This is a genomic window from Sphingobium sp. FG125 (genome assembly GCF_057809795.1).
Map to the genome: position 1 here is coordinate 198,029 of NZ_JBMDKQ010000005.1, position 24,367 is coordinate 222,395.

At 65.4% G+C, this 24,367-nt stretch carries 22 protein-coding genes; 12 read left to right on the plus strand and 10 right to left on the minus strand.

What is annotated here, in order from left to right:
* Positions 1 to 58: 58 nt before the first annotated feature.
* Both ubiA and ACODSR_RS06935 read left to right on the plus strand, forming a co-directional pair.
* Positions 59 to 961, plus strand: coding sequence for a 4-hydroxybenzoate octaprenyltransferase (gene ubiA, locus ACODSR_RS06930; RefSeq protein WP_489074952.1), 903 nt, complete (start codon positions 59 to 61; stop codon positions 959 to 961).
* The gene (locus tag ACODSR_RS06935; RefSeq protein WP_489074954.1) at positions 958 to 2,424 is read left to right on the plus strand and encodes a phospholipase D-like domain-containing protein; all 1,467 of its coding nucleotides are present in this window, start codon (positions 958 to 960) and stop codon (positions 2,422 to 2,424) included. Before ubiA ends, ACODSR_RS06935 begins: the two co-directional genes overlap by 4 nt.
* On the opposite strand, the gene ACODSR_RS06940 is transcribed toward ACODSR_RS06935, so the two are convergent.
* The 6 genes from ACODSR_RS06940 to ACODSR_RS06965 form a co-directional block, all read right to left on the minus strand.
* A complete protein-coding gene (locus ACODSR_RS06940; protein ID WP_489075032.1) occupies positions 2,421 to 2,678 on the minus strand; it encodes a BrnA antitoxin family protein in 258 nt (85 codons plus the stop codon). The two genes, ACODSR_RS06935 and ACODSR_RS06940, sit on opposite strands and share 4 nt — an antisense overlap.
* Complete coding sequence (locus tag ACODSR_RS06945) at positions 2,659 to 2,931, minus strand: BrnT family toxin (RefSeq protein WP_489074956.1); 273 nt, start codon at positions 2,929 to 2,931, stop codon at positions 2,659 to 2,661. The genes ACODSR_RS06940 and ACODSR_RS06945 overlap by 20 nt, the downstream gene beginning before the upstream one ends.
* 118 nt (positions 2,932 to 3,049) lie before the next feature.
* Positions 3,050 to 6,493: a chromosome segregation protein SMC gene (gene smc / locus ACODSR_RS06950; protein WP_489074958.1), complete on the minus strand. Its 3,444-nt coding sequence runs from the start codon at positions 6,491 to 6,493 to the stop codon at positions 3,050 to 3,052.
* Positions 6,494 to 6,675: 182 nt separating this feature from the next.
* Entirely contained in the window at positions 6,676 to 7,410 is a 735-nt protein-coding gene (locus ACODSR_RS06955) for a thioredoxin domain-containing protein (protein WP_489074960.1), read from the minus strand.
* A 45-nt stretch (positions 7,411 to 7,455) separates the two neighbouring features.
* Positions 7,456 to 8,121 (minus strand): thioredoxin domain-containing protein, encoded by a 666-nt coding sequence (locus tag ACODSR_RS06960; protein ID WP_489074962.1) that lies wholly within the window; start codon positions 8,119 to 8,121, stop codon positions 7,456 to 7,458.
* Between the two features lie 56 nt (positions 8,122 to 8,177).
* Positions 8,178 to 8,720, minus strand: coding sequence for a DUF721 domain-containing protein (locus ACODSR_RS06965; RefSeq protein ID WP_217672495.1), 543 nt, complete (start codon positions 8,718 to 8,720; stop codon positions 8,178 to 8,180).
* 26 nt (positions 8,721 to 8,746) lie between these two features.
* Here ACODSR_RS06965 and ACODSR_RS06970 point away from each other — a divergent pair, with 26 nt between their 5' ends.
* The 4 genes from ACODSR_RS06970 to ACODSR_RS06985 are packed head-to-tail and all read left to right on the plus strand — an operon-like array spanning position 8,747 to position 12,894.
* Positions 8,747 to 9,817, plus strand: coding sequence for an A/G-specific adenine glycosylase (locus ACODSR_RS06970; protein WP_489074964.1), 1,071 nt, complete (start codon positions 8,747 to 8,749; stop codon positions 9,815 to 9,817).
* The gene (gene nudC, locus ACODSR_RS06975; RefSeq protein ID WP_489074966.1) at positions 9,804 to 10,721 is read left to right on the plus strand and encodes an NAD(+) diphosphatase; all 918 of its coding nucleotides are present in this window, start codon (positions 9,804 to 9,806) and stop codon (positions 10,719 to 10,721) included. Before ACODSR_RS06970 ends, nudC begins: the two co-directional genes overlap by 14 nt.
* A gap of 42 nt (positions 10,722 to 10,763) precedes the next feature.
* On the plus strand, positions 10,764 to 12,110 hold the full coding sequence (locus tag ACODSR_RS06980) for a TldD/PmbA family protein (RefSeq protein ID WP_489074968.1): 1,347 nt from the start codon (positions 10,764 to 10,766) through the stop codon (positions 12,108 to 12,110).
* Positions 12,097 to 12,894, plus strand: coding sequence for a 3'(2'),5'-bisphosphate nucleotidase CysQ (locus ACODSR_RS06985; RefSeq protein ID WP_489074970.1), 798 nt, complete (start codon positions 12,097 to 12,099; stop codon positions 12,892 to 12,894). Before ACODSR_RS06980 ends, ACODSR_RS06985 begins: the two co-directional genes overlap by 14 nt.
* Before the next feature lie 6 nt (positions 12,895 to 12,900).
* On the opposite strand, the gene ACODSR_RS06990 is transcribed toward ACODSR_RS06985, so the two are convergent.
* On the minus strand, positions 12,901 to 13,440 hold the full coding sequence (locus tag ACODSR_RS06990; protein WP_489074972.1) for a hypothetical protein: 540 nt from the start codon (positions 13,438 to 13,440) through the stop codon (positions 12,901 to 12,903).
* Positions 13,441 to 13,505: 65 nt separating this feature from the next.
* Entirely contained in the window at positions 13,506 to 14,783 is a 1,278-nt protein-coding gene (gene purD, locus ACODSR_RS06995) for a phosphoribosylamine--glycine ligase (RefSeq protein ID WP_489074973.1), read from the minus strand.
* 7 nt (positions 14,784 to 14,790) lie between these two features.
* Between purD and xseA the strand changes: the two genes are divergently transcribed.
* From xseA to ACODSR_RS07010, 3 genes are read left to right on the plus strand one after another with little or no spacing between them, the layout of a single operon-like run.
* Complete coding sequence (gene xseA, locus ACODSR_RS07000) at positions 14,791 to 16,287, plus strand: exodeoxyribonuclease VII large subunit (RefSeq protein WP_489075034.1); 1,497 nt, start codon at positions 14,791 to 14,793, stop codon at positions 16,285 to 16,287.
* A 20-nt stretch (positions 16,288 to 16,307) separates the two neighbouring features.
* Positions 16,308 to 16,520 (plus strand): DUF2093 domain-containing protein, encoded by a 213-nt coding sequence (locus tag ACODSR_RS07005; protein WP_489074975.1) that lies wholly within the window; start codon positions 16,308 to 16,310, stop codon positions 16,518 to 16,520.
* Positions 16,517 to 17,356, plus strand: a complete 840-nt coding sequence (locus ACODSR_RS07010) for a M23 family metallopeptidase (RefSeq protein ID WP_489074977.1) — start codon at positions 16,517 to 16,519, stop codon at positions 17,354 to 17,356. Before ACODSR_RS07005 ends, ACODSR_RS07010 begins: the two co-directional genes overlap by 4 nt.
* Before the next feature lie 8 nt (positions 17,357 to 17,364).
* Here ACODSR_RS07010 and ACODSR_RS07015 read toward each other — a convergent pair whose 3' ends face one another.
* Entirely contained in the window at positions 17,365 to 17,907 is a 543-nt protein-coding gene (locus ACODSR_RS07015) for a hypothetical protein (protein ID WP_489074979.1), read from the minus strand.
* Positions 17,908 to 18,302: 395 nt separating this feature from the next.
* On the opposite strand from ACODSR_RS07015, the gene ACODSR_RS07020 reads away from it, so the two are divergent.
* The gene (locus ACODSR_RS07020) at positions 18,303 to 21,335 is read left to right on the plus strand and encodes a TonB-dependent receptor domain-containing protein (RefSeq protein WP_489074981.1); all 3,033 of its coding nucleotides are present in this window, start codon (positions 18,303 to 18,305) and stop codon (positions 21,333 to 21,335) included.
* A 258-nt stretch (positions 21,336 to 21,593) separates the two neighbouring features.
* On the opposite strand, the gene ACODSR_RS07025 is transcribed toward ACODSR_RS07020, so the two are convergent.
* Complete coding sequence (locus ACODSR_RS07025) at positions 21,594 to 22,628, minus strand: hypothetical protein (protein ID WP_489074983.1); 1,035 nt, start codon at positions 22,626 to 22,628, stop codon at positions 21,594 to 21,596.
* Between the two features lie 110 nt (positions 22,629 to 22,738).
* On the opposite strand from ACODSR_RS07025, the gene ACODSR_RS07030 reads away from it, so the two are divergent.
* Positions 22,739 to 24,019, plus strand: coding sequence for an aspartyl/asparaginyl beta-hydroxylase domain-containing protein (locus ACODSR_RS07030; RefSeq protein WP_489074985.1), 1,281 nt, complete (start codon positions 22,739 to 22,741; stop codon positions 24,017 to 24,019).
* A gap of 75 nt (positions 24,020 to 24,094) precedes the next feature.
* Positions 24,095 to 24,346: a hypothetical protein gene (locus tag ACODSR_RS07035; RefSeq protein ID WP_489074987.1), complete on the plus strand. Its 252-nt coding sequence runs from the start codon at positions 24,095 to 24,097 to the stop codon at positions 24,344 to 24,346.
* The last annotated feature ends 21 nt before the right edge of the window (positions 24,347 to 24,367 follow it).

The window sequence follows — 24,367 nt, forward strand, 5'->3', positions numbered from 1 at the left end:
ATGGGAGTCTTTAGAGAAGAATGGCCCTTCGACAAGCGCGGGGCGAACGGAGTTGTGTGTGAGCCAGACGATCGTCCCCGACAGCCAGGCGCACGGGCTGCTGGCGCGGCTGCCGGACACGCCACGCGCGCTGGTGCAGATGGCGCGGTTCGACCGGCCGATCGGCTGGTGGCTGCTCTTCTGGCCCGGTGCCTGGGCGGTGGCGCTGGCGGGGGGCGGTTTCGCGCGCTGGTCGTTGATTCTATGGCTGCTGCTCGGCAGTATTGCGATGCGCGGGGCGGGATGCGTGTTCAACGATATTGTCGATCGCGATCTGGACCGCAAAGTGGCGCGCACGGCGGCACGGCCGCTGGCGAGCGGGGCGATGAGGGTGCGCACGGCGTGGCTGTGGCTGGTGGCGCTGTGCCTGATCGGACTGATCGTGCTGCTGCAATTGCGGCTTTATGCGCAGATCGTGGCACTGGGGTCGCTGGCGCTGGTGGCGGCCTATCCGTTCATGAAGCGGATCACCGGCTGGCCACAAATTTGGCTGGGGCTGGTTTTTTCCTGGGCGGCTTTGGTGGGGTGGAGCGAGGTGATGGGGGCGCTGACCCTGGCGGGAATTTCGCTCTACGCCGGAACCATTTTCTGGGTTGTGGGCTATGACACCATCTACGCGCTGCAGGATCGGGAGGACGACGCGCTGATCGGCATTGGTTCCAGCGCGCTCTCCATGGGGCGGCACGTCCGGGCGGGCGTGGCGATCTGCTATCTGTGTGCGCTTGGCCTGTGGGCCGGGGCGATTTGGCAGGTGCGGGCGGAAGCCTTGGCGCTGGCCGCGCTGCTGCCGATGGCTGTGCATCTGCTGTGGCAGGTCGCGACGCTGCGCGAGGATGGCGTCGATCCGCTGGCCAAATTCCGCTCCAACCGTTTTGCCGGGTTGCTGATGCTCCTGGGATGTCTTGTGGTCGGCAGCGCATGAGCGCGGGACCGAAACCGGGTGAAGATTGCTGGCGGATCGCACGCGCGACGCGGGCCAGCACGATCATCGACGCCGACGCCTATTTCCGCCATGCGCGCGCCGCGATGCTCAAGGCGACGCGGCGGATCATGCTGATCGGGTGGGATTTCGACGCCGCGATCACGCTGGTCCGCGAGGATGAGGCCGATGATGGCGCGCCGGTGGTGATCGGCGATTTCATCAGCTGGCTGGTGGAGCGGACGCCGGAGCTGGAGATATTTCTGCTGCGCTGGGACATTGGCGCGATGAAGTCGATGGTGCGACCGACCAACCTGTTCACGACGCTGAAATGGATGGCGCACCCGCGCGTGACGGTGAAGCTGGACAGCCATCATCCGCCCGCCGCCTCCCATCATCAGAAGATCGTGGTGATCGATGATTGTTTCGCCTTTTGCGGCGGCATCGACATGACGGGCGACCGCTGGGACACGCGCCATCATCGCGACGAAGAGCCGGGACGGCTGCATCCCGACGGGTCGCCCTATGGGCCATGGCATGATGCGACCACGGCGCTGATGGGTCCGGTTGCCGCTGCGCTGGGCGACCATGCGCGCAATCGCTGGGTGGGCGCGGGTGGCGACGCGCTGACGCCGATCGAGGGGGTGCAGGATTGCTGGCCGGACAATCTGCCGGTGCAGTTTACCGATGTCGACGTCGCCATTGCCCGCACTGCGCCCAAGATGGACGATCAGGAGGAATTGGCGGAGATTGAGCTTCTCTATTGCCACCAGATCGCGGCGGCCAAGCGCTGTATCTATGCTGAAAGCCAATATTTTGCGTCACGCCGGATTGCCGAGGCGATCGCCAAGCGGCTGGTCGAACCGGATGGGCCGGACATCGTCATCATCAATCCGACCCAGGCCGATGGCTGGCTGGAGCAGCAGGCGATGGACACGGCGCGCGCGCGCCTGTTCGAGGCGCTGAAGGCGCGCGACGCCCATGGCCGCTTGCGCATCTATCACCCCTTCACGATGCGCGGGGTGCCGATCTATGTCCATGCCAAGATTTTGATCGTCGATGACCGGCTGATCCGGGTCGGGTCGTCCAACATGAACAACCGGTCGATGCGGCTGGATACCGAATGCGACGTGACGATCGACACCGCTCTTCCCGCCAATGCCGGGTGGGAGGACAAGATCAGGGCGATCCGCGACGACCTGATCGCCGAACATCTCGACCTGCCGGTAGAGCGGGTGGCGGCAGTGATCGCGCAGCGCGGGCTGGTCGCGGGGATTGAGGAGATGCGCCAGAAGCCGGGCCGGACGCTGCGCCCCTATGAGACGCCGGACCTGAACGATGTGCAGGCCTGGCTGGCGGACCATGAGGTGCTGGACCCCGAAGGGCCGGACGAAATGTTCGAACCGGTCAGCGAACGCGGCCTGTTCCGCCGGATGAAGGGCTGGTTCGGGCGGGTTAAGGATTAAAGGCCAAGCGCCTTGCGCAGTTCGGCGTTGATCCGGCTTTGCCAGCCCGGACCGGTGGCACGGAAACCGTCCAGCACCGCGGCGTCGAGGCGGAGGGTAACCTGTTGCTTGGGATCGCTGGATTTGGGGCGGCCGGCGCGGGTCAGCGTGCCCGTGGCAGGACGGATGAGCTTACCGCCGATGCGAAATTCCGCTCGGTCAAATACCTCCTCCGTCCATTCAGGGATGTCATCATCATCCCAGTCTGCGGGCAAAGGCTTTCTGCTCTCGGTCATTGCACTTCCTCATGGAAATAACCCGGATACCATCATCAACAGGCGTCCAGACCACTGTAATGAGCCTGTCGTTCATCAGGCCATAAGTTTGAAAACGCGGCTCCACATAGTCATATCTATCATCCTCCACCGTGTAGGATGGACTGTCAAAAACCTGCACGGCGTCGGCGAAATCCAGTCCCCGTTCCAGAAGGGTTTTCAATCGCTTTGCCGGATCGAAACTGATCTCCATAATTACATCCCCTATGTGCGTTTGAAGCGCACCGGGGCACTCATGCGCCTGTCTCCGGTTTCCAAGTTACAATATTGTAACTACAAAAAATTGTCAAGCATTTTCGTAACTACAAAAATCACTCCGCCGCCAGTAGTGCCTCGGCGCTCTGGAGGTTGACCGAGACGAGGCGGCTGACGCCGCGTTCGACCATGGTGACGCCGAACAGGCGGTGCATCCGGGCCATGCTGACGGCATTGTGGGTGACGATGAGGTAGCGGGTCTGGGTCTGCGCCACCATCGCGTCGAGCAGGTCGCAGAAACGCTCGACATTGGCGTCGTCGAGCGGGGCGTCGACCTCGTCCAGCACACAGATTGGCGCGGGGTTGGTCAGGAACAGGCCGAAGATCAGCGCCACGGCGGTCAGCGCCTGTTCGCCGCCTGACAGCAGGGTGAGCGCGGCGAGTTTCTTGCCCGGCGGCTGGGCCATGATCTCCAGCCCCGCCTCCAGCGGATCGTCGCTGTCGATCAGCTCCAGATGCGCCTGCCCGCCGTTGAACAGGGTGGTGAAGAGGCGGCGGAAATGGCCGTCGACCGCCTCGAACGCGGCAAGCAGGCGTTGGCGCCCTTCGCGGTTGAGGCTGCCGATCGATCCGCGCAGGCGGTGGATCGCTTGGGTCAGTTCCTCACTTTCGGCGCGGCTGGTCGCCTGCACCTGTTCCAGTTCCTCCAACTCCTGCGCTGCGACCAGATTGACCGGGCCGATCCGTTCGCGATCGACACTGAAACGGTCATGGTCGGCCTGTTCGGTCTGGGCCAGCCGGATGTCGGCGCTGGCGAAGCCAAGCTTTTCGGGCAGCAAGGGCGGTGGACATTCAAAGCGTTCGCCCGACAACCGGTTGGTTTCCATCCGCCGTTCATCGGCGGATTCGGCGCGGGCGATGGCGGTCGCGCGGGCTTCGCGGGCGGCGGCGAACGTTTCGCCAGCCTGTGCGGTGCGCTGTTCGGCCTGGCGCAAGGCGGCTTCGGCGTCCTGTTCGGCATGGCGGGCGGCATCGGCGGCGGCGATCAGGGTTGCGCCCTGATCGTTCAGCGATGCGATGGCCTGTGCCAGTGCGTCGGGCTGGCGTTCGATCATCGCACGTTCGGTGGCGATCTCCTCGCCGCGCGCGACCATGGCGGCGATGCGCTTGGCCGCTTCGCCCGCGCGGGCGCGCCAGCCCTTGATTTCCGCGTCGGCGGCACCCTGTCGTTCGCGATCGCTCGACAAGGCGCGGTCGGCCAGCGCTTGATCGGCCTGCAACTGGCTGACGGCCGCGCGCGCCTTCTCGCTAGCCTGCGCTAGCGCGGTGACCTGCGCGCGTGTTTCGGCCCCGTCGGGCATGGCTGCGCGGGCCGATTGGGCGCTGTCATGGTCGGCGCGGGCGGCGTCGGCATCGCGGCGCGCTTCGACCAGCCGTTCCTCTATCCCCTCGCGCCGTCCCGCCAGCCGTTCGAGCGCGGTGGTCGCTTCGTCAGCGGTGCGCAGTGCGGTGCGCAGGCTCTGATCGGCCTGGGCGAGTTGGGTACGGCCACTGGCAAGCGCTTCGCTGGCCGCCTGTTCACGGGCCTTGGCGTCCTGCTGCTCGGTGCTGGCGGCATCGACGTGCGATTGGGCGGCTGGGCGGGCGGCGGCGATGGCCTCCAGCCGGTTGAGCCGGATCAGCCGCTCCGCCGCCGCCGCGCCGCCTTCTATCGCGACATAGCCGTCCCAGCGGCGCAGCTGGCCGTCGCGGGTGACGAGCCGCTGGCCGACCGCAAGGGGCTGGCCCTCATCCGTGTCGGCGACCGCGATCTGGGTAAGGCGGCGGGTGAGTTCGGGCGGAGCGATGACATGGGCGGCGAGTGACGCGCAGCCATCGGGCAGAACGGGATCGTTGGCCAGCCGGGACGCGCCGGCCCAGCGACGCTTTCCGTCCGGTGCGATCGGCGCTTCCAGATCGTCGCCCAGCGCGGCGGCCAGCGCGCGCTCATAGCCGGGCGCGGCCTTGAGCATGTCGAGCGCGCGGGTGCGACCGCCGGGGCCGCTATCGACTGCGCGCTTGAGCGCGGCGGCTTCGCTGTCGAGCGCGGCCAGCGCGGCGTGGGCGGCGGCAAGTGCGCCTTCGGCGGCGGCGCGCTGTTCGCTGGCGGACTGGCGGGCGGCTTCGGCGGCGTTGATTGTGGCTTCGGCAGCGTCGCGGGCGGCGCTGGCCTGTTCCTGCACGGCGATGGCGTTGGTGCGCTGGAGTTCGAGAGGGGCGGGATCGGGCAGGGCGGCGGCTTCGCTGGCAAGGCGCTGAACCTCGCGTTCTGCGCGCTCCAGCCGGTTGCGCGCGGCGACGAGTGCGGCCTCAGCGACGCGCAGTTCGGCCTGTTCGCCTGCCTGCTTGGCCATCGCTTTGGCCAGATCCAGTTCGGCATCGCGCGCGCCATCCTCGGCGCTGGCGATGCGGCTGGCGAAATCGGGGCGCAGTTTCTCGGTCTCGGTGATGCGGGCTTTCAGCGTCGCGATTTCGGCGGTGAGGCGGGCGATGGCGTCGGCGGCGTCATTGGCGAGCGTGCCTTCGCGGGCGCGATCCTCCTCCAGCCGGGCGGTCTGCTGGGCGAGGTCATACAGCCGCCGGACAACGCCGTCGCGCTCAGTGCGTAGCGTGGAAAGGCGGTGGCCAGCCTCGCTCGCGTCATCGCGCGCGCGCTGCGCAGCGGCGCGGCGGTCGGCCAGTGTGGCGAGGGCGGCCTGCGCGTGGGCAGCAGCGGCCAGTTGCGCGTCCTGCGCTTGGGCGACGGCAGCGTCGGCTTCCTTCGCCTGCGCGCGGGCGGTTTCGGCGCTGGCATGGGCTTCGCGCCAGCGGGCAAAGAGGGTGCGGGCTTCGGCGACGCGAATCTGGTCGGACAGGCGGATATAGCGTTCGGCGGCGCGGGCCTGGCGGCGCAGCGCATTGGCGCGCGCGTCCATGTCGAGCAAGATTTCGGCGAGGCGCGCGAGATTGGCTTCGGCGGCGCGGAGCTTCTGTTCAGCATCCTTGCGCCGGACATGGAGGCCCGCAATGCCCGCCGCTTCCTCCAGCATGGCGCGCCGTTCCTGCGGCCGGGCGGCAATGACGGCGGCGATGCGGCCCTGACTGACCAGCGCCGGGCTGTGCGGGCCGGTGGCGGCGTCGGCGAAGATCAGCGACACGTCCTTGGCCCGGACGTCACGGCCATTGGCTCTGTAGGCGCTGCCTGCGCCACGCTCGATCCGGCGGGTCACTTCCAGCTCGCCGTCCGCGCCGACATCCACGGCCGAGAAAAGCTCGCCCTGTTCCTGCACGGTGAGCAGCGAGACTTCGGCAAAATCGCGCTGGGGCCGGGTGGCGGTGCCTGCGAAGATCACATCCTCCATGCCGCCGCCGCGCATGGATTTGGCGCTGGATTCGCCCATGACCCAACGGATTGCTTCAAGCAGGTTGGACTTGCCGCAACCGTTCGGCCCGACGATACCGGTCAGGCCGGGTTCGATGCGCAATTCAGTCGCATCGACGAAGCTTTTGAAGCCTGAAAGCTTCAGGCGTTTTATTTGCATCTTTGTTGGCTGCGCCAGAACCGCACCGGCCCACACCCCCACCCGGCCGCCCAATCAGGATACACTGTGGGAGGCCGGGTGGGGGTGTGGGCCGGTGCGGCGCAGAACAAAGACGCGCCGGGACAGCGTGCCGCCCCGGCCCTTATGCGCTTAAGCGCTGATGTCCGCCCCCCGACGCCCAATCAGATGCCTGCTTCCTTGAGCTTTGGCTGGAGCGCTGCCCAGTTGGCGACATTGTCGACCAGCACGCCGTTGATGAGGAAGCTGGGGGTGCCCGTGATCTGATACTGGCTGTTGGCGGTTTCGACGCCCTTGGCCAGCTTTTCCGCCGACGCGGTGTCGGCCAGGCATTGTTTCGCCTGATCTTCGGCAATGCCGCGCTGCTTGGCATAGTCGACCAGGCCCAGCGCGGTCGCGAGTTGGCCGAAACGCTGCGCCGGGGGGGCGCTCATCAGTGCCTGATAGGATTGGTCGCCGAGCGCCTGCGCTTTTTCGAACATCGCATTCTGGTTGGCGAAAAACTGTTCGGACAGGGGGTAGAAAATATCCTTGCCGCCACAACGGGCGAGCAAAGCGGTCGAAATGTCGATCGGGTCGCGGACATAGGTGCGGAATTCAAAGCTCATCTTGCCGGTGTCGACCATCTTCTTGATCTCCTCCGACGCTTCGGCCGAGAAATCCTTGCAATGGCTGCAAGTGTAGGAGCCATATTCGACCAGCTTCAGCTTGGCCGCCGGATTGCCCATGACATAATAGCCGTCGGGCGTTTCTGCGATGGTTTCCGACCAGGTGGCTCCGGCTGGCGGGGCGACGGCGGCGATGGCTTCGCCCTTGGGCGTGGCTCCCTCTTCGCTCTTGCCACAGGCGGCGAGGGTCAGGGACAGGGCGACAAGGGCAACACCGGAAAGGGCTTTCACGACGGGCAAGGCTCCGATTATGGGCAGGGTGGCGAGTGTTTTAGATCAGCGCGCGGCGGGGGGCAATGCGGCCTGGAGCTTGCCCCAGTCCGATCCGGCGACGAGCGTGCCGTTGACGGTGAAGCCGGGCGTGCCGCTGATCTTCACCTTGTTCCAGGCTTCGTCGGTCATCGCCATGATCTGCTTCATCGCCATGGGGCTGGCGATGCAGGCGTTGAGCTGGGCGGGTGTGTAGCCGCGTTTGGCCATCAGCGTGTAGAGACCGGTTTTCTGGCCGATGTCGCGCAGCGCGGCGACCTGGTCGGTCGGCTTGGTCGCGTCGCGGTCATAGGTCTGGAGCTGCTCCATCCAGGCGTCCTGATTGGCAAACAAGGCCTCATGATTGCCCATGAAGCGCGCCGGGCCGCCGCAGCGGGCCAGCAGCGCGGCGGTCAGGTCATATTTGTCGCGTACCGCGTTGCGGACCTCTACGCTGACCTTGCCGCCCTTCACATAATTGGCCTTGAGCGGGGCGCTCGCTTCGCCGACGAAATGGGCGCAGTGGCTGCAGGTATAGCTCACATATTCGACCAGCTTGGTGGGCGCAGCGGGATTGCCCATGGCATGGCCGCCGATGGCCGAGATGGTGACGCGGCTGACCCAGTTGGCGGCGGGCGCGGCGATGACGGCGACGGGAAGGGCGAAGAGGGCGAGGGGGAGCAGCTTTTTCATAAGCAAAGTCCATTGTGCGACTGGCCATGAACGCCAGCCGAATATTGAGCGAACAGTCAGCCGATTTTGGGCAGGCCGCTGCTGTTGGCAAGCCCCTGCGCCAGCGATTCCAGTACGGTGCGCAATTCAGGATCGCCAATGTCGCGCAGCGAATCGCCCAGTTCGACCGGAATGGGTTTGAGATTGCGCGGCGGCGGGCGGCGTTCGGCGGGGGTGGGCATGATGTCCCCCTGCCGCATCGCCACTTTCGCCACCGCGGCATAGCCGAAAAAGCGGTTCACCCGTTCGATGAGGTCGGGCAGCATATGCTGCACCATCGGCGCATGGCCGCTCATGACCGTGAGTTGCAGCGTGCCGCCAGCCTTTTGCCCGACCGGGAAGCGGATCGATTCGGGGGCGGAGATGCTGGCATAATGGCTGCCGACGATTTCCGACCAGCGGGTGACGATGCTGGACTGGACGAAGCCGAATTTGCGGAAGGCGGCACGGCCGATGTCGGGCATCAGGTCGGCGATTCGCCGCGATCCGCCGATGCGCGGCCGCTCCGCCGCAGGAATGGCGCGGCTTTTCACTTTAGGCGTCGGGGGGCGTTCCGTCATGGGCCGTACCATGGCATAGCGCCGCCATGCGCGTCGAGGGTAGCCAAGCAAAAATCGCGAGAGATCTGCTCGCCCATTATGATGTCCATGCCCGGCGACTGGCGTGGCGGATGCCGCCGGGAACCAATGCAGCCGATCCGTACCGGGTGTGGCTGTCCGAAGTCATGCTGCAACAGACGACGGTGGCGGCAGTCGGCCCCTATTTCGCGACATTCACCGCGCGCTGGCCAAGCGTCGAGGCGCTGGCGGCGGCGGCGGATGAGGACTTGATGGCGGCATGGGCTGGGCTGGGCTATTATGCCCGCGCCCGCAACCTGCTGGCCTGCGCGCGCGCGATAGTGCGCGACCATGGCGGCGTGTTCCCTGATACGGAGGAAGGGCTGCGCGCGCTGCCGGGGGTGGGTGCCTATACCGCCGCTGCGGTGGCGGCGATCGCCTTTGGGCAGCGCGCTGTGGTGGTGGATGCCAATGTCGAACGGGTGGTGGCGCGGTTGTTTGCGATTGACATTCCGCTGCCCGCTGCCCGCCCGGCGATCCGTGCGGCGGCGGACGCGATCACGCCCGATGCGCGGGCGGGGGATTTTGCGCAGGCGATGATGGATCTGGGCGCGACCATCTGCACGTCGCGCAATCCGGCCTGCGGCATCTGCCCGCTGCGGAGCGATTGCGCGGCGGTGCGGACGGCTGATCCTGCGGCCTATCCGGTCAAGGCGGCGAAGAAGGTGCGGCCCCACCGGACTGGTCATGGCTGGTGGATCGAGCGGGCGGACGGCCATGTCTGGCTGGTGCGTCGCCCGGACAAGGGATTGCTGGGCGGGATGCGCGCGTTGCCCAGTTCCGACTGGAGCGCTGACCCTGATTTGACGCCGCCCTTTGCCGCCGACTGGCAGACGCTGGCCGAGCCGGTCGATCATGTTTTCACCCATTTCTCACTGGCGCTGGCCGTCCATACGACCCATGTGGGGCAGGATCATGTTCCGTCCGGTGCGGGGGAATGGTGGCCGGTCGCGCGCATTGCTGATGCCGGGCTGCCCACTTTGTTCGCCCGCGCGGCGCAGGCGGTGTTGAAGGAGAAGGATGCGGATGCACGGCACTGACCCCCGGCTCGACGACCCGCCCGGTTTCGTTGGCGGCACGATAGATCGTGTGGACCATATCCGCACCAACCCGGCGCTGCTGGCGCAGACCTTCGCTGATCCGGCGGCGCGGCGGCTGGTGCTGGACGGGCTGGAGCCGGTCGAGGTGGATGGCGCGCTGGTGCTGGAAGCGATCGAAGTCGGCGCGCGGGTCGAGGATCATGTGCTGCTGGGCGTCGATCCGGCGGGGCGGCCGATCTTTGCGCGATTGCTGGCCGAACTGACCGGTGGTGCGGGGGCGACGCCGCGCAGCCGGGGGCTGGCGGGGCAGGTGTCGGCGCAGGACCTGGCGCTCTATGGCACGGCGCGCAGCCTGCTCCACTGGCACGCGCGGCATGGTTTCTGCGCGGTGTGCGGCGGGGCGACTGCCCCGGTAAAGGCGGGCTGGGCGCGCCGGTGCAGGGCGTGTCAGGCGGAGCATTTCCCAAGGGTGGACCCGGTGTCTATCATGCTGGCGGAATATGGCGGCAAAGTGCTGCTTGGCCGCCAGCACGCCTGGCCGCCGGGGCGCTATTCGGCGTTGGCGGGCTTTATCGAGCCGGGCGAGACGATCGAGGAAGCGGTCGCGCGCGAATTGTTCGAGGAAGCGGGAATCCGCGTCCATGAGGTGCGCTATGTGATGAGCCAGCCCTGGCCATTCCCGTCGTCGTTGATGATCGCGTGCATCGCCCAGGCGACCGGCGACGCGCTGACACTGGACGCGACCGAAATTGAGGATGCTTTCTGGTGCGATGCCGCTGGCGTGCGCGCGGCGATGGCCGGGGAACCGGACGCACCCTTCATTGCCCCGCCGCGCATGGCGGTGGCGTGGCACCTGCTCGACCGCTGGCTGGCGGGCGTTGCCCCGCGCGAACCAAGCGCGTAAGGCCGATCACTCCATTTATCGTTTCGGGAATAGCTTGCCTCCATGCTCAGCCTAGAAGAAGCCCAGTCGCGCGCGCAGGATCTGGTGAGCGCCGCGCGCAAGGCGGGTGCGGATGCAGCCGACGCCATTTACGCCTGTAATGCTTCGACCAACGTATCGGTGCGGCTGGGTGCACTGGAGGATGTCGAACGGTCCGAGGGCGAGGAAATCGGCCTGCGCGTGTTCATCGGCAACCGGTCGGCCAGCATTTCCGCGTCGGACATGAATCCCGCGACGCTTGGCACGCTGGTAGATCGCGCGGTGGCGATGGCGCGCGAGGCACCCGAAGATCCCTATGCAGGCCTCGCCCCGCAGGACCGGCTGATGAAGAAGCGCCCGCCCGCGCTGGACCTGACCGACAGCGAGGAGCCGGAACCCGCCGCGCTGCGTGAACGCGCGCTGGTGGCGGAGGAGGCGGCGCGCGCTGTGCCGGGCATCACCAACAGCGAAGGCGGCGGCGCGTCGAGCGGGCGCAGCCAGGTGGCGCTGGCGACCAGCCATGGCTTTGCCGGTGCCTATGGCGCGACCAGCCATTCGACATGGGCCAGCGTATTGGCGGGCAGCGGCGCAGACATGCAGCGCGACTATGCCAGCCATAATGTGCGCCATCTGGAGGATCTGGACGATGCCGAGACGATCGGCGTGCGGGCGGGCCAGCGGGCGGTGGCACGGCTGAACCCGGTCAAGGTCGATAGCGGCGTCATGCCGGTCATCTTCGACCCGCGCATTGGATCGAGCCTGCTGGGGCATCTGATCGGTGGCATGGTCGGCCCGGCGATTGCGCGGCGGTCGAGCTTCCTGCTCGAATTGCTGGGTGAGGCGCTGTTTGACGCGGGCGTGACCATCATCGACGATCCGTTGCTGGTGCGTGGCCTGCGGTCGCGCCCGTTCGATGGCGAGGGGCTGCCGGTCGAACGGCGCGCGCTGATCGACAAGGGCGTGCTGACCGGCTGGCTGATGGACAGCGCGTCGGCGCGGCAATTGGGGCAGGAACCGACCGGCCATGCCAGCCGGGGCGGCAGCGGCGCGCCGGGCGTCAGCATCACCAACGTCCATATGGAAGCGGGCAGCATATCGCCCGGCGACCTGATGGCGGATGTGAAGCGCGGGCTTTATGTCACCGAACTGATCGGCATGGGCGTCAATGGCGTGACCGGCGATTACAGCCGGGGGGCGGCGGGCTTTCTGATCGAAAATGGTGCGGTGGCCCATGCGGTGTCTGAAATTACCATCGCCAGCAATTTGAAGGCGATGTTCAAATCGCTTGTCCCCGCCAACGACCTGCATTTCCGTTATGCGATGAACGTGCCGACGCTGCGCGTCGACGGGATGACCGTTGCCGGGGGCTGAGCTGGATCTGCGCGCGATCGTGGCGGCCGTGTCGGACGCGGCCGATCATGCGCTCACGCTATGGGCGGGCGGCGAGACGCGCGTGCGCCAGTGGGAAAAGGTGCCCGGCCACCCGGTGTGCGAGGCCGATCTGGAAGTGGACGGCCTGCTGCGCGCATCATTGGGCGCGATCGATCCGGGCGCGGGATGGCTGTCGGAGGAGACCGCCGATACCGTCCATCGGCTGGGCATGTCGCGGGTGTGGGTGGTCGATCCGATCGACGGCACGCGCGATTATCTGCGCGGGCGACCCGGATGGGCGGTGTCGGTCGCGCTGGTGGAGGATGGCGCGGTGCGGCTGGGTATATTGGCAGCGCCCGCTCGCAACGAATATTGGATCGCGCAGGCCGGGCAGGGCGCGACGCGTAATGGGCGGAGTCTGCGTGCTGGTTCGCGCGATGCTCTGGCGGGGGCGCGGGTCCCGGCCGAACAATTGCCGCGCATCGACCGTGATCTGGTGACGGTGGCAAAGCCCAACAGCATCGCCCTGCGCATGGCGATGGTTGCGGCGGATGAAGCCGATCTGGTCGCCACGGTGCGTTGGGGCAATGAGTGGGACATCGCCGCCGCCGCGATCATCTGTCAGGAAGCAGGCGCTATGGTGACCGATGCGCTGGGTGATCCCTTGCTGTTCAACCGGCCCCGCCCGACCGCCTTTGGCCTGCTCTGCGCAGCGCCCGGCATCCACGCCGCCGCCACCGAGCGACTGGCACCGCGCGCGCGGGAGATATTGGGCGGGGGCTAAATCGCCTTACAGCTTGCCATATTTGGCTTCGAACCCGGCAATGTCGCCTGCCGCGAGATATTTGGCCTGGTCGATCCACTGGTCGCGGACCGGGCGGCCCTTGAAATTGCCGAGTTTCGCGTCGATCGCGGCGAGGTCCGTGTCGGTCCAGGCGGCGATCTGGGCGAAGCGGGTGACGCCTAGGTCGATCAGCAATGTCTTGAGCTTTGGCCCCACGCCCTTGAGACGGAGCAGGTCGTCCTCGCCTTCCGGTGCAGCCGTGACGGCGGGGGACACAGGCACGGGTTCGGGTGCCGGTGTCGGGTCAACCGCGACGGGGGCGATTGGCGCGGTGACGGGGGCCACGGCTTCGACCGGCACGACGACGGGGGCAGCGGGCACCGGCTCCACAAAGGGGACAGGCGGCGTTTGTGCGGGCAGGGTTGGCGCGATGTCCTGCGTAACGTCCTGCGCCTTCTTCTTGCCGGACAGTAGAAAGACGAGGCCGATGATGACCAGCAGCCCGATGAGCAGCCACAGGCCATAGTCCATGAAAAATTCCTGCATCGCGCGTCGCCTTTCGTGAATATGCCGCCGCTATTTAGGGCTGTGTTGCCCCGATCGGCAAGGCTTCATGCCTGTTCGCGGGCGACTTCGCGCCAGCCAATGTCGCGGCGACAGAAGCCGGTGGGGAAGTCGATCGCATCGACCGCGGCATAAGCCGCCGCCTGCGCTGCGCCTACCGTGTCGCCGGTGGCGGTCACATTGAGGACGCGGCCGCCATTGGAGACCAAAGTGCCGTCCTGATCAGCAGTCCCGGCATGGAACACAAGCGCGCCACCGGCCTGCGCCGCTTCTATGCCGCTGATCGCGCCGCCCCTGTCCGGGGTGCCGGGATAGCCGTTGGCGGCCATGACGATGGTGAGCGCGGTGCGATCGGCCAACGTGACCGGACCTTGGGTTCCCAGCGTTCCCTGCGCGACGCTGAGCAGCAGATCGACCAGATCGCCGTCGAAGCGCATCATCAGCACCTGACATTCCGGGTCGCCGAAGCGGGCATTATATTCGATCAGCTTGGGCCCCTGATCGGTCAGCATCAGTCCGGCATAGAGGACGCCGGAATAGGGCATCCCTTCCGCCGCCATGGTGGCGACGGTCGGCTTGATGATGGTTTCGATCACCTGGGCTTCCAGTTCCGGGGTCAGCACGCGGGCCGGGCTGTAAGCGCCCATGCCGCCGGTATTGGGTCCGGTATCACCGTCGCCGACGCGCTTATGATCCTGCGCCGATCCGAAGGGCAGGATGGCGGTGCCGTCGGTCAGCGCGAAGAAGCTGGCTTCTTCCCCGGTCATGAATTCTTCCAGCACCACTTCCTCGCCCGCCGCGCCGAACGCGCCGGAGAACATGGTGTCGAGCGCATCGAGCGCTTCATCGCGGGTCTCGGCGATGATCACGCCCTTGCCCGCGGCCAGACCATCGGCCTTGATCACGACCGGCAGGGTGAAATCATCGAGCGCGGCAATCGCGCCATCCTTGCTGGTGACGCGGACATAAGCGGCGGTAGGAATGTTGGCGCGCTGGCACAAATCCTTGGTAAAGCCCTTGGACCCTTCAAGCTGCGCGGCTTTTTTGTTGGGGCCGAATACCGGCACCCCCATGGTGCGCAGATTGTCGGCAAGGCCGTCGACCAGTGGCGCTTCCGGGCCGATGACGACGAGGCCGATCGAATGGCGGGTGCAGAAATCCAGCACCGCGCGATGATCGGTCGCGGCGAGGTCGACCAATGTCGCGTGCTGGGCTATGCCGGGGTTGCCCGGCGCGGCGTAGAGCGTATCGAGCCGGGGCGATTGCGCCAGCTTCCACGCCAGCGCATGTTCGCGGCCACCGCCGCCAAGCAAAAGGATGTTCATGTCGCCCATGTCCCCGGAATTTGATGCCTATGACAGTTCGGGCCGCCTGTTAGCGGAGGAACGCGCAGGCGACAACGCGCCGCCGCTGTCGGTCAGCGAATTGTCGGGGATGCTCAAGCGCACGGTGGAGGATCGCTTCGGCCATGTCCGGCTGCGTGGTGAGATTTCCGGGTTCAAGCGGGCGGCATCGGGACATCTCTATCTGGCGCTGAAAGACGATAATGCCGTACTGGACGGGGTGATGTGGAAGGGCGGGGCGCAGCGGCTGGCCTTTGCGCCGCAGGACGGGGTGGAGGTGATCGCCACGGGCAAGCTGACCACCTATCCCGGCCGGTCCAAATATCAGATCGTTATCGAGCGGATGGAGCTGGCGGGCGAAGGCGCGCTGATGGCGCTGCTGGAGAAATTGAAAGCCAAGCTGGCGGCCGAGGGACTGTTCGCCGCGGAGCGCAAGCGGCGTTTGCCCTTCCTGCCGCGCACGATCGGCGTCGTGACGTCGCCGACGGGCGCTGTGATTCGCGACATTTTGCACCGGCTGGCGGATCGCTGCCCGACCGATGTGCTGGTCTGGCCGGTATTGGTGCAGGGGCAGGGGGCAGCCGAGCAGATTGCGCGGGCAGTGCGCGGGTTCAGCGCGATGGAAGCGGGCGGGCTGCTGCCCCGGCCCGATCTGGTGATCGTCGCGCGGGGTGGCGGCTCGATCGAGGATCTGTGGAGCTTCAACGAGGAAATCGTCGTGCGGGCGGTGGCCGACTGTTCGATCCCGATCATATCGGCGGTCGGGCATGAAACCGATACGACGCTGTGCGACTATGCCGCCGACATGCGCGCGCCAACCCCAACGGCGGCGGCGGAAATGGCGGTGCCGGTGCGGGCGGAGTTGCTGGCGGGCTTGAGCGAAATGGGCCTGCGCGCCGGGCGCGCCGTGCGGCGCGGGGCAGGGCAGGCGAAGGAGCGATTGGAGATGCAGGCGCGGCTGATGCCGACGCCCGACATGCTGCTGGCCCCGCAGCGGCAGCGGCTGGACCAGCTGTCCGATGCGCTGGGCAGCGGGTTGCGGCACCGAATCGCGGATGCGCGCGCGCAATTGGGGCAAGCAGGCGGCGCGTTGCGGCCTGCGCTGCTCCAGCAATATCTTGCACGCGCGACCGAGCGGCTCGACCGGTTGCGTCCGCGCCCGGACTATCTGGCGCGGGTGTATCGGGATCGGGCGACGGCGCTCGACCGGGTGTCGCGCCATTTCGCCTCGCTCGATCCTGATCTGCCGCTGGCGCGCGGCTATGCGCGGGTGATGGCGGGCGGGCGGCTGGTCCAGTCGGTCGCGGCGGCGCAGGCGGCGGGCGCGGTGACGCTGCATTTCCGGGACGGAACGGTTGACGCCGCCGTTGGGCAAGGCGGGGCATCGCTTGAGAAGCCCGCCCCAGCCGCTATATCTGCTCCACCACGCCCGACACGCAAAGCGCGCGGCGCGGACGACGTGCCGCAGCAGGATCTGTTTTCGTGAAGCGCCAGAAAGGCTGACAAATGTTGATGTCCAACAGCGACCGTGTCGCCCGGCTCCATTATATGGCCTATAGTTTCCGCGTGTTGCAGGCAGGCGACCATGTGCTGTGCGCCGTGACGGGCCAGAAAATCGCGCTGGAGGATCTGCGCTACTGGAGCATCGCGCGGCAGGAGCCCTATGCCAATGCGCAAGCCTCCGCGCGGGCCGAGATCAAGGCGACCGGCGGGCGATGAGGCGCTGGGCCGCGGCGCTGCTGCTGGCACTGGCGGGAGCCTCCGCGCCCGCCGCCCCCGTGCAGACGCGGACAGATTTCGCGATTGCCGGACCAGTGACGCAGGGCGGCGCGTTGCTGGGGACTGCGCCGACTGGCACGGTGGCGCTGACGCTCGATGGCAAGTTGGTCCCGGTCGATGCCGACGGCCGCTTCCTGATCGCCTTCGATCGCGATGCTGGGCCGACCGCACAGTTGGTCGCCCGGCTTGCCGATGGCCGCGCGGTGGAGCGCCCGATCGCCATTGCCCCGCGCGCCTGGCGGATAGAGCGGATCAATGCGCCGATGCGACCCACGAAAAGCACGGAGGCATTTCTGGCGTTGCGTAAGCCGGAACTGGAGCGGATCGCGGCGGCGCGCGCGGTGGTGACCGATGCCAAAGGCTGGCGGCAGCGCTTCATCTGGCCACGTACCGGTCGCCTGTCCGGCCTGTTCGGGTCTCAGCGTGTCTATCAGGGGACGCCGGGTGCCTATCATGGCGGGGTCGATATTGCAGGTGCAACCGGCGCGCCGGTGGTGGCCCCTGCGGATGGGGTGATCGTGCTGGCAGCGGCGGACAAGCCCTTCACGCTGGAAGGGCATTTGTTGATGATCGACCATGGCCATGGTCTGGGCAGTGCCTTCCTCCATCTGTCGCGGATCGACGTGAAGCTGGGCGACCATGTGGCGCAGGGGCAACGCATTGGCGCGGTCGGCGCGACCGGGCGCGCGACCGGACCGCACCTTCATTGGGGGATGAAGTGGCACGACGCGCGGATAGACCCGCTGCTGCTCGCAGGGCCGATGCCGGGCGGATAGTAGGTGGGTTAGCTGACCCGCTTCATCCGCACCGCGCGACCGCCATCGACCTTGCCCATGAAACTGCCCATGGCGGCGCGTTTCAGCTCGATTGTCTGGCCGACCTTGGGGTCACGCGCGGTCATCGCTTCGGTCGTGATCCACTGTGCGCCATCCTCCAGCCCGATCTGCCATTTGCCATAGCCAAGGTTACGGACCGATGCGATCACCGCCTGGATATGGGTGACGCCTTCCTGCTCTGGTGCTTCTTCCTTGTCATCGCCGCCGCCCAGGAAGGGTAGTTTGGGGAAGGAGAAGCCGAACAAGGTCTTGCGGGTCTTGTTCAGTTCGCCCTTGTCCAGCACCACCACTTCATCGCGTTGCGCCGCGGCATCCATCGCGCCGACCTGCCGGTCGAAACAGGCGAGCCGTTCGGCATCGACGGGAATCGTGCGGCACTGCAGCAGGTTGGTGAAGATTTCCGGCCGGGGCTGCTGACGCTGCGGCGCGGCGGAGGATTGGGCCGCGATGCAGAGCGGGACCAGCAAAAACAGTGCGCGCAAGCCCGTCATAAATCGTCTCTCCATCGCGTCGGACATACTATTCCCTTACCATGCACCCGCCAGAGGCAAGGTCAATATGTGGCCGCCGGCCCGGCCAGAAAGCCTGAGGTGTCACAATAGGGCTGCCCTGCTGCATCGCACGACATGATTGCTGCATCCTGTTGCACGCTCATGAAATTATGTTGCTAATCAGCCGTAAAACAGTCATGCCACGTTCATGTTGCATTTATGATACAGGGGCATCCAAAAGCGGTGAATGCCCTTTTCCCCGGCTTTACAGCGCCCTTAACCCCGCGCAGTTTCCGGCCATCCATATGGGGGGATCGCTGTCGGGCACCATGTCCCCCCGTAGGTACATCATAGTGGCAGGCCATCTGCCAGCCTCCAGAGCAAGGGACTGGACCGTGAAGACATTTTCAAAGAGGGCACTTTTGCGTGCCAGCGTCGCACCGGCGATTCTGGGCGCGTCGCTGATCGCGACCGCCGCCATCGCACAGGACGCGCCGCAGGCCGCCGAAGCCGATGCGGGCGACACCATCATCGTTACCGGATCGCTGATCCGCAATCCGAACCTGGTCCGTTCGACTCCGGTGACAGCGACCACCGCCGACCAGATCGAACTGAAGCAGAACAACACCGCCGAAGAAATTCTGCGTGAAATTCCCGGTATCGTTCCCAGCATCGGTACAGCCGTAAACAACGGCAACGGCGGCGCATCCTATGTGAACCTGCGCGGCCTTGGTGAAAACCGCAACATCGTTCTGCTCAACGGCGACCGTCTGGCACCAGCTGGCCTGGCTGGTATCTTCGATCTCAACAACGTGCCGCTCGCTCTGGTTGATCGGGTCGACGTGCTGACCGGCGGTGCATCCACCACCTATGGTGCCGATGCTATTTCGGGTGTCGTCAATTTCGTGACCAAGACCGACTTTGCCGGTCTGGAAGCCAATGTTTCCAACCAGCTGACCGAGGAAGGCGACGGCAATTATGTTCGTGCTGATCTTACCATCGGTGCCAATTTCGATGATGGTCGCGGCAATGTCGTGTTCAGTGTCGGCTATCAGCAGTCCGACCCGGTTTATCAGGGCGATCGCGAATTCTCGCGCCTGAACATCGATTCCTACAGCGGTGCTGTCGGCGGTGGTTCGGGCACCTCGACCCCTTCGCGGTTCTCGAACACCAACCCTTCGGGTACCGCAGCCGGCAACGGCAACCGTCAAGTTACGGCCGATGGCACGGCTTTCCGCCCGACGACCGCGTTCGACGCCTATAACTTCAACCCCTTCAACGTGTTCCAGACGCCGTTCAAGCGTTTCAACATGTATGGTGCGGGCCGGTATGAAGTTAGCGACGCGGTGGAAGTCTATTCGCGCGGCATCTTCTCAAAGAATACCGTCAGCACCATCATTGCACCGTCGGGTGCGTTCGGCATCGCCGTTCAGGTTCCGCTGAGCAACCCCTATCTGACGACCGCCCAGCGCAACGCCTTCTGCGGCCGCAACGTCGCGACCCCGGCTGACATCGCGGCGGGCGTCTACACGCCGCTGTTCACCCAGGCACAGTGTAATGCGGCCGCAACGGCGACTGACCCCACCGATCCGAATTATCGTGAAGTGACCACGGCCTTTTCGCGTCGCGCGACTGAACTCGGCCCGCGCATCTCGGACTTCACCACCACCTTCTTCGACTATAAGGTCGGTGCGCGTGGTGGTATCACCGACTCCATCGATTGGGATGTGTCGGGTGCCTATGGCGAGAGTGAGCAGATTCAGACCCAGAAGGGCTACTGGCTTAACAGCCGCGTCCGTCAGGCGCTGCTGGCTACCAACACCGAAACCTGCTTGACCGACACCAATGGCTGCGTACCTCTCAACGCCTTTGGACCCGACGGCTCTATCACGTCGGACATGAATGGCTACCTCAACGCCAACAGCCAAGTCGCGACTAAGACTTCGTTGGCGCAGGCGCATGCAACCATCAACGGCGATGTCGGCGTAGCGTCGCCCTTTGCCAGCGATTCGGTGGCATTCGCGATCGGCGGCGAATATCGCAAATATCGTGCAAGCCAGGAATCCGATTTGCTGTCGCAGTCGGGCGACCTGGGCGGTGCTGGCGGCGCAGCTCCCAACATCAACGGTGGCTATGACGTTTACGAAGCGTTTGGCGAACTCGTCCTGCCGCTAGTTCAGGACAAGCCGTTCTTCCAGGATCTGACACTGGAAGCCGGTATTCGTTACTCGAAGTATAGCGTCGATGCGGCCAGCAACCCCAGCTACAATACGACGACTTGGAAGGCTGGCGGTAGCTGGACACCGTTCGATGGGTTCAAGGTTCGCGGTAACTATGCCCGCGCCGTGCGCGCGCCGAACATCGACGAACTGTTCTCGCCGCAGAACACCTTGCTGACCAACCTTGGCACCGATCCCTGCTCCGGCGCGGCTCCGGTGACCAACGCGAACCTGGCGGCTGTCTGCCTTGCGCAGGGTGCCCCGGCCAACACCATTGGTGCGATCACCAATGATCCCGCCGGTCAGGTCAACTATACCGGCGGTGGCAACCTTGCCCTTGGCCCGGAAAAGTCGAACAGCTGGACTTTGGGTGCCGTATGGCAGCCGGACTTCTTCCGTGGTTTCTCGGCAACCGTCGATTATTACAACATCAAGATCACGGGTGCGATCACCGAGCCTACGCCGGGTGACGCGATTTCTGCCTGCTTCGACAACATCACGGCGGCGAGCGCTAGCAACCCCAATTGTACGTCGATCCGTCGTAACCCTCTGACGGGTGAACTGTTCGGTGAAGCGGCAACGACCCCTGGCCTGTTGCTGGCCAAGTCGAACCTGGGCAAGCTATCGACCGATGGTATCGACTTCTCGCTGAACTACACAAAGGATGTCGGCTTCGCCAACCTGTCGCTCAGCTTGGTCGGTAACTGGACCAACAGCTCGAAGTTCCAGGCGACTTCGGCGTCTCTGAACCGCGAATGTGTCGGCTTCTACTCGGTCAACTGCGCGTCGATCCAGCCTGAATGGCAGTTCTCGCAGCGCACTACGCTGGCATTCAAGTCGTTCGATCTGTCGCTGTTGTGGCGCTATATCGACAAGGTTCAGTATGAGCCGCAGCAGCTGGCGGATGACCTTGCCGCTGCTCTGGCCGATCCGACCTGCCCCAATCCGACTGGTGCAGATGCGGGTGGTTGCATGATCGAACCGCAGTTCCGTGAAATCAAGGCGGAGCATTATTTCGACCTGACTGGCCGTTTCCATGTCAGCGATGAAGTAACGATCACGATGACCGTGCAGAACCTGATCAACAACAAGCCCAAGATCGTGGGCGCTGGTATCGGTGCGACCGCCTACAACAGCGGTAACGTCTATCCGTCGACCTACGATGCGCTGGGTCGCCGCTACGCGATCGCTGCCAAGCTGCGCTTCTGATCCTTCGGTCAGGCAAGACAAGAAAAGGGGGCCGGTGGCGACACCGGCCCCCTTTTTCTATGAGTGCATGTGGGGCGGGAATGTGGCCGTGTGCGGTGGCCTTACCTTGACCCGTTCGTTTCGAGCGAAGTCGAGAAACGTCGTGCTCAGGTTTCTCGACTTCGCTCGAAACGAACGGAGGTTGGGAAGCTGCCTGAAATCGTGGCACTTTGACGCCGTTTGGATCAATCGTGACCGGACGAATGTTTGCCCGCTCTATTAGTCGATCAGGGGCTGCGGCAGGCGCAGCGCAATTCCCGCATTGTCGGCCAGCACCGTTGCCCAGTGGGCCACCTTGGCGACCTCGTCGGCGTGGACCTCCAGTCCGCGTTGCGCTGCCTCAGCGCGTTGGCCAGGCGTAAAGGTCGCGCCATTTTTGGCGTCGCGGGCAAAGACCGGGCCACTGGCGATTACGGCGACCGCGGCATCGTCCAGCGGAAGCCCGAATAGCCGCGCTAATGCGGCCAGGCTCTCAGCCGGTCTTGCCACCAGTGTTTCGCTGTCCAGCGTGGCGACCCGTGCGCCCAATTGATCGCACAGCGTCTGGAACTGGCGCTGTTGCGCCAGCCAGCCGACGGCTGCGACCTGAATATCGGTCAGTCCCAGATAGTCGGGCGGGGCAATGCCTAGCGGCTCGATCATTCCTTCGCGTGCCAGTTTCTGGAACAGGTCGCGCACCCAGAGCCGCCCCCACATCCCCTTGCGCGCGATCGAGGCGAGATAGGGTTCAAGCGGAGCATGGAGCAGAAGCGCGCGGGCATCGGGCCGCAAGCCCATGATTGCGGGGATCAGCGGATTGATGAGGTTGGAGGGCTTGATCACCACCGCCTCACTTGGGCCGAACGGGCGGGCGAGCAGATGCAGGCTGGCGTCCAGCACGCGCGCGACCTCCGGCCCCTTCGCCCCGCGATGTCGCCAGCCGATCAGGTCGTTGAGCAGCACAGGTTCCTTCAGCCCCATCGCGACGCCCGGAATATCCATCGCGACGGCCAGCAGGGTCGAGCAGCAATAGGCGGAATGGAACAGGAAATGGAGTGGTGCGCGGGGCGGCGCATGGGCCGTGGCATCTGCCAGTCGCAACACCAGCGGCCCGTCCGTCTCGCCCAGATGCTCGTCCGTCAGGAAGGGGATGTCGCCATGCCGTACGCGCGGGACCAGCCGCAGATGGACCGCATCATGTCCCGGATCATAGCGATGGGCCAGCCATTGGGCATCGCGCATGATGTCGCGGATCGTAGGATCGGGAGAGGTCATGGCGACCAGCCTTCGCATGGCTTTTCCGGTCATTCAAGCCGCCGGGCTTTCCCCTACTTGCCAGCGTCCCGGCTTGTGGTAGCGATGAAGGATAAGAGGCTGGGGGCTTTATGGGATTGGCGGTTGGACGATTGGTGCAGCAGGCGGCGGAAGCGCGGCGGCAGGGACGTGTCGCGGCGGCGGAGCAGCTGTTGAACGATGCACTCGCGCGACAACCGGGGGAACCGCAGGCGCTCAACCTGCTGGGGATGATTGCGCTGGACCGGCGGGATTTCGTTGCGGCCAGCACGCATTTTCGTGGTGCGGCTGCGGCTGATCCCAAAGAAGCGGCGCTGTGGATGAATGTCGCGTCGGCGGAGCGCGGGCTGGGCGCGGCGGAGGGCGAACGCGCGGCGTTGCAAGCGGCGATCGACATAGACCAGCGCAATTTGATGGCGCAAATCCGCATGGCGCAGCTCCAGCAACGGCTGTATGAACGGCAGGGCGCGGCGGACAGTTGGGGCAAGGCATTGGCGCTGTCGGCGGGCTTGCCCGACCTGCCGCCCGCTCTGGTCGAGACATTGGCGCAGGCACGCGACTTCGTCACCGCGCATCAAGCCGAGTTTGCCGCCTTTGTCGAGACGGGTGTGGCGGCGCAACTGACGGCGGCGGATGCGGTGACGCAGCGGCGCTTTCAGGCCTGTCTTGATCGGGAATTTGGCCGTCGGACGATCTACCAGAATCAGTGTTCGGGCCTGCATTACCCCTTCCTGCCCGCCGACGAATATTTCGACCGGCAACATTTTCCCTGGATGGATGCGCTGGAGGCGCAGACCGACGCGATCCGTGCCGAATTTCTCGCCATGGCCGAACAGGGTAGTGACGCGATCCGCCCCTATGTGCGGCAGGATGCGGGGACGCCGCAGAATAAGTGGACAGCATTGGACGGGTCGCTCGACTGGGGTGCGGCCTTCCTGTGGGAATATGGCGTGCGCAACGAGGCAGTATGTGCCGCCTGTCCGCAGACGGTCGCGGCGCTGGAGGCGTTGCCGCGGGCCGACATTCCGGGGCGAGCGCCATCGGCCTTCTTCTCCTTGCTCAAGCCGCGCAGCCGGATTCCGGCGCATAGTGGGGTCACCAACACACGCGCGATCGTCCATCTGCCGCTGGTCGTGCCGCCGGGTTGTTTCTTTCGTGTCGGGGGTGAAACGAGGGCTTGGCAAGAAGGGGTCGCCTTCGCCTTTGACGACACGATCGAACATGAGGCGTGGAATGACAGCGATCATTTGCGGGTGGTGCTGATTTTCGACGTGTGGAACCCGCATTTGTCGCTTGCGGAGCAGGCGTTATTAAAGCAATTCTACGCCACGGCCGATGCAAGCAAGACGAAGGACGTCCTGCCGCGCATCTGATCGACGGCATGGAGGCTGGCCCGTTGCGAGAGACGAGGTCAGCGCTGCCGCCTATCCAGGAGAATGAGAGTGCGAATGTTCAAGGCAGTGATTGCGTCGAGCCTGATCGTCATGGCCATGCCGGTGCTGGCGCAGGACAAGGCTCCGCTGGACAAGAATGATCCCAGTGCGGTGCGGTGCAAGCGGTTCCAGGTCACCGGTTCGCTGGTGAAGAAGGAACGGGTCTGCAAGACCAATGCCGAATGGCGCGCGAATGCCGAGCAGCAGAATCGCGATGCCGACGACATCATCACCCGCAGCCGTGCGGGGATGAACCCCAACGGGTGAAGGGCAGGAGGGACGTGGCCC